Source organism: Okeania sp. SIO2B9 (assembly GCF_010672505.1).
In the GTDB taxonomy this organism is placed as follows: Bacteria; Cyanobacteriota; Cyanobacteriia; order Cyanobacteriales; family Microcoleaceae; genus Okeania; species Okeania hirsuta.
In genome coordinates this window covers 1-4,807 of sequence record NZ_JAAHGK010000542.1, presented here as the reverse complement: position 1 = coordinate 4,807, position 4,807 = coordinate 1, and the positions used below count along the sequence as shown (strand labels likewise).

The window sequence follows — 4,807 nt, the reverse complement described above, 5'->3', positions numbered from 1 at the left end:
GACAAAATAGTAGAAATTCTACTAAAGGGAAAAATAATACTTCACAAAAAGTTTTATCTCCACCTCGAGAGCGTGGTTTATTAGAAGAAGCAGAATATTTATTACTGCGTATTTATTTACATTGTCCGAAATATCGTCAAGATGTGAAAGATGCAATGGAGGCTAGAGATTTACAGTTTAGTTTGTCTCACAATCGATTTTTGTGGAAACAAATTATTGATGTAGAAAATATGTCTGAATATCAAATTACTGACTCAGATGATTTAATTTCAAAATTGCAAGATAGTTGTTTAGATGCTCCAGATAAACTATCAGAAGTAGAGCATCTTTTTCATTTAGATGAAAAGGCAAAGAAAAATCTTCTTAGAGCGCCTTTAGAAATCCGTTCTACAATAGCAACTATTGAATTAATTATGTGTAGAAAACGTCGTAGCACCGTTTTAAGTATGTGGCAAAAAACTGATTTATCGACAGACTTTGAATTGGCTAAAAAGTATCAAGAAAAATTCTATTCTGAATCAGAGTGGATTCAGGAACTGGAGAGATTAAGAAGCACCACTATCTATGATTTAATACAAGTACCTTTAGGGGAATTAGCTAACTAAAAAAATCAAGCGTTGGTAATACGTGGCTATGATTGTGCTTTAATGGCAATTGTCTAACTATTAACTGAAAAGCATTTTATATTTCGCTAAATTTAGGTTTCATCGCTTGATTCACCAACGCCAAAATTCCTGATACCAATTTGATGTGAAGCTGTACAAAATAATGTTTTGATTTTATAGCAATTGAAGGAAATGCACGGACATATTAAAAGCTTATAGCAGTCAAAGCAAAGAGCGCGGACATCATAGACTTCTCCAAAAAAAAATAAAATCAATTCTTATCCGTAAGTTATCAATTACTTCTCCCTATTCCTTATTCTCTCTTTTCTGGAGATGTCTAATAGAGAAAAATTATCTAGGAAAGATTATGCCTGCTCCTTATAGCTACGACTTAAGACAAAAAGTTATTGATGTTAAGAAATCCCGCGTTGTAGCGTAAGCGCAATTTCGGGAGGATGTCAATGGTTTCCCATTAAAAACTGAGTCAGAAAGTCAAAAGGAACAATAAAAGATTTTCCTATGGAGAGTTGATGATGCTGTTCGCTTCGCTTAACGTCCGTGCCCTTTGCTTCGACTGCTATACTATGAATAATTAATAAAAACATGATTCATTTTAATAAGCACCTACGCAGAGCGAATAATTTGTTATCAATATACATCAAAATTGGCTGAGAAGCAAAAACTCTGTATTTATTGCATATCAAGACTTGTAGCGTTTATGAAAAGGTTGCTCATACAGGCGCAAAATTGCGATTTTTCGCTAAAATTTGGCTTTCGATAGCTCATTTCAACTTTTTTTGTCAAAATTAGTTTAAATTATAAATATGTTAATTAATTAAGTATAAGTTTAATTAATATTAAATAATTTGATAGTCTTATAGCGCTATGGGCAAGACAAAAATCAAAAATAATCTATAATTGAGTTAGATAATTTAGAAATGTCATAATCTTGGCTTCGATGGCTATAAAACTCAGATAACACAAAATTATTCCTTCTTACTTCTGCTATACAAGATACAAGAAATAACAAGGAATAATAGGTCTAAAAATCAATAAATTTTCTCATATTCCTAGGGCTATACTAAAGCATTAATTGATGAGATTAACGGTGTAACTTATACAGTGTTTGTCAGATAAATATCAAAAACATAGGGTACGAAGCGTGTGAAATAACGCACTATCCTCCAGCACATGGTCAAGTGTAAAACCGACCGTAATTCCATAAATGGTAAGCATACTGTCACACACCCTATCTAATCTTTTTTACTACAACTATTGAATTATTGTGTGGTTATCTATCTAATAAAATACCAATCAAAAATAGGATTTACTCCCATATATTGAAAATAAAAAAGGGAAGATCGAAATAAATGTACTTCACTTTTACTTCTGCTCATTCCCTCTACCTTATTACTTCAAATCAAGCCAATAAAATTAATCACAAAAGAGTGTATCCTTTGTGTCATTACCTGTAATAGGATTCGTACCTTGAGCTATTTTACATAGCTCCTTTTGAGTATCTGCTCGTAAAAAAGCATCTGTAAAATCTGCTCCATCAATAATTGCACCACGGAATTGAGTATGAAAAGCAAAAGCACCCTCTAAAATAGCATTAGTCAAATTTGCTTTGTTAAAAATTGCATTATCCAAAGTAGAGTAACTCAGATTAGCTCCTACTAAATTAGCTCCTTCTAAATGAGCGCCAAACAAACTAACACCAGTTAAATTTGAGTTACTGAAGTCACTTTTACGCAGAATAGATTTAGTAAATGAATCATTAGTTAAGTCTCGACCAGAAAAATCAACACCCACTAATATTTGCTTGTTATACTCATCAGCTAGAGTGAGTGTTGGGTTAGTAAATATTAAGGCAGTTATTGCCCCAATAGTAATGAGATATACTATTAGTGAAAAGACGAAGCTGACTAAAATTTGGGAAGTTTTTTGTTGTCTAAAATTCATACTACTTCTGTCTAATTTACTCCAGGCAGTCCATAACCATAATAAGAAGAATAAACCAAAATGAGCTTTTCTTGATCACAACGTTGGTTGGAGAGCCGCGCTCTCCGGCCTGTGGGAGCTTCCTTCGCGAAAACCAATCAATATTGATATCTCACACACAATATGTTAGACTTTAAAAATTACTTGGCTAACAGTAGATGGTTGAAAAAGCGTATAAATTTAGGTTTTACCCGACTCCAGAACAGGAAAACTTGTTGCGGAGAACTTTCGGTTGTGTACGCTTGGTCTACAACAAAGCTTTAGCTGCTAGAACTCAAGCTTGGTATGAACTGCAACAACGACTGAGCTACAAACAAACTTCAGCTATGCTTACTTGTTGGAAAAAACAGGAAGATTTAGATTTTCTAACAGAAGTTAACGGTGTACCGTTACAACAAGGTTTGAGACATCTACAGACTGCTTTTTCTACGGAATCCTACGCAAACACTAACTTTTTTAGTGGAGGTGCTAAATATCCTAACTTTAAGAAAAAACGAAATGGTGGTAGTGCTGAATTCACAAAGTCAGCATTTAAGTGGAAAGATGGTCAAGTATATCTAGCCAAATGTGTAGAACCATTACCTATTAGGTGGACTAGGCAACTACCTAATGATAGTTTACCTACCACAATAACAGTCAAACTGGACTCTAGTGGTAGATGGTCTGTCTCTTTGAGAATTAATGACACCACAGATTTAAAACTCAAGGCAGTCAAAAAACTCTTAGGTATTGACTTAGGAATCACCAGTCTCTTAACTACTAATGGGGAAAAAGTAACTAACCCAAAGAATCTTAACAAGTTACACAAAAAACTGAGGTTAGCTCAAAAGTCACTCTCGCGTAAGAGTAAAGGCTCAAGTAACTATCAAAAGGCCAAATTAAAAGTAGCTAGAATACACGGAAAAATAAAAGATTCAAGGCTTGACTATACTCACAAGCTAACATACGTCGCCAATCTGACGGTTCCCCTACAACTGATTCGTGAAAATCAAACGATAGTGGTTGAGGATTTGGCAGTTAAAAACATGGTCAAGAACCACAACCCACTCCTATCCCCTCCCAGGAGAGGAGCAAGAGGGGGGGATAGTGATGCTAACTGGGGAGAATTAGTCAGGCAATTAGAGTACAAAGCTGATTGGTATGGCCGAAAGTTAATCAAGATTGACAGATATTTTCCCAGTTCCAAACGCTGCTCTAATTGTGGTCATGTGGTTGAGAAATTGCCTCTAAATATCAGGGAGTGGGATTGTCTTGAGTGTGGCACTCACCATGACCGCGATGTTAAGGCAAGTATAAATATTTTGCGGATGGAAACCCGCGTCGGCGATAGACGCAAGGGAACACCCACCAAGAAGGCTGCGGGACTCGCAGTTTCAATCTGTGGAGCGACTGTAAGACCTGAAGGGAGTAAATCCCGGAAGGCGGGTGCTATGTTAGCGCAGCTCCTCCGGAGGAGGAAACAGAAAGCCCCTATCAACGATGAAGGAGGAATCTCGCCCTGTCTCGTAGAGCAGCGTCGGGAGGATGTCAACTAGGCAATCTGCTTCTTCCTCAAAAATTGACAGAGGTCTCTTGGGAGAAGATTTAGTGGCAAAATGGTTAACTCAAGAAGGTTGGCAAATACTCCATCGACGGTGGCAATGTCGCTGGGGAGAGTTAGATATTATTGCCCTAAAAACTTCTCCTTTGGAAGATAACCAAGCTCAAAAATTTCCAATTCTGATATTTGTGGAGGTCAAAACTCGTAGTCGGGGTAACTGGGATAAAAATGGTTTACTCGCAGTTACAGAAGCAAAACAAGCAAAATCATGGCAAACTGCAGAAATATTTTTAAGCGATCGCCCAGAATTAGCAGATTGTTCTTGTAGATTCGATGTAGCTTTAGTCAAGTGTAATTATACTCAAAAAGATTATCCTCAATCAAAATTTCTATCATTACAGGATCAACTATCTAAGTTAACTATTAAGGTGGGACATTCTTTAGAATTAGCAGGTTATCAACTTGTCTTACAAAATTATATCCCTTCTGCCTTTATATCTGCCTCTGACCTGGATTAAACTCGTTTAGAGTTAATCAGGTATTAGGCGTTGTTGAATAACAGTATGATTTTTAGTAGTCAGTAGGGTTATAGGTACTAAATCTCTGTTTGCTTCATATCCAGATAGAACATAGATCATACAATCATTATATATTTTCCCTA

Annotated in this window: 4 protein-coding genes and 1 pseudogene; 3 read left to right on the top strand and 2 right to left on the bottom strand. The window is 36.0% G+C overall.

The annotated features are described in order from the left end of the window. Window positions 1-605, top strand: a pseudogene (locus F6K13_RS18715) (DNA primase); the annotation flags it as partial. A gap of 458 nt (window positions 606-1,063) precedes the next feature. Here the strand turns inward: F6K13_RS18715 and F6K13_RS18710 are convergent. After that, complete coding sequence (locus tag F6K13_RS18710; protein ID WP_161564664.1) at window positions 1,064-1,210, bottom strand: hypothetical protein; 147 nt, start codon at window positions 1,208-1,210, stop codon at window positions 1,064-1,066. Window positions 1,211-2,039: 829 nt separating this feature from the next. Further along, window positions 2,040-2,567, bottom strand: coding sequence for a pentapeptide repeat-containing protein (locus F6K13_RS18705; RefSeq protein ID WP_124146736.1), 528 nt, complete (start codon window positions 2,565-2,567; stop codon window positions 2,040-2,042). Between the two features lie 197 nt (window positions 2,568-2,764). Between F6K13_RS18705 and F6K13_RS18700 the strand changes: the two genes are divergently transcribed. Then, the gene (locus F6K13_RS18700) at window positions 2,765-4,141 is read left to right on the top strand and encodes a transposase (RefSeq protein WP_240039131.1); all 1,377 of its coding nucleotides are present in this window, start codon (window positions 2,765-2,767) and stop codon (window positions 4,139-4,141) included. Beyond that, window positions 4,131-4,664 (top strand): YraN family protein, encoded by a 534-nt coding sequence (locus F6K13_RS18695; protein ID WP_124146737.1) that lies wholly within the window; start codon window positions 4,131-4,133, stop codon window positions 4,662-4,664. The genes F6K13_RS18700 and F6K13_RS18695 overlap by 11 nt, the downstream gene beginning before the upstream one ends. The last annotated feature ends 143 nt before the right edge of the window (window positions 4,665-4,807 follow it).

Excerpts from the sequence above, each read along its gene's own strand:
- F6K13_RS18700 (WP_240039131.1), top strand. The coding sequence starts at position 2,765 with ATGGTTGAAAAAGCGTATAAATTTAGGTTTTACCCGACTCCAGAACAG.
- F6K13_RS18705 (WP_124146736.1), bottom strand. The coding sequence starts at position 2,567 with ATGAATTTTAGACAACAAAAAACTTCCCAAATTTTAGTCAGCTTCGTC.
- F6K13_RS18695 (WP_124146737.1), top strand. The coding sequence starts at position 4,131 with ATGTCAACTAGGCAATCTGCTTCTTCCTCAAAAATTGACAGAGGTCTC.
- F6K13_RS18710 (WP_161564664.1), bottom strand. The coding sequence starts at position 1,210 with ATGTTTTTATTAATTATTCATAGTATAGCAGTCGAAGCAAAGGGCACG.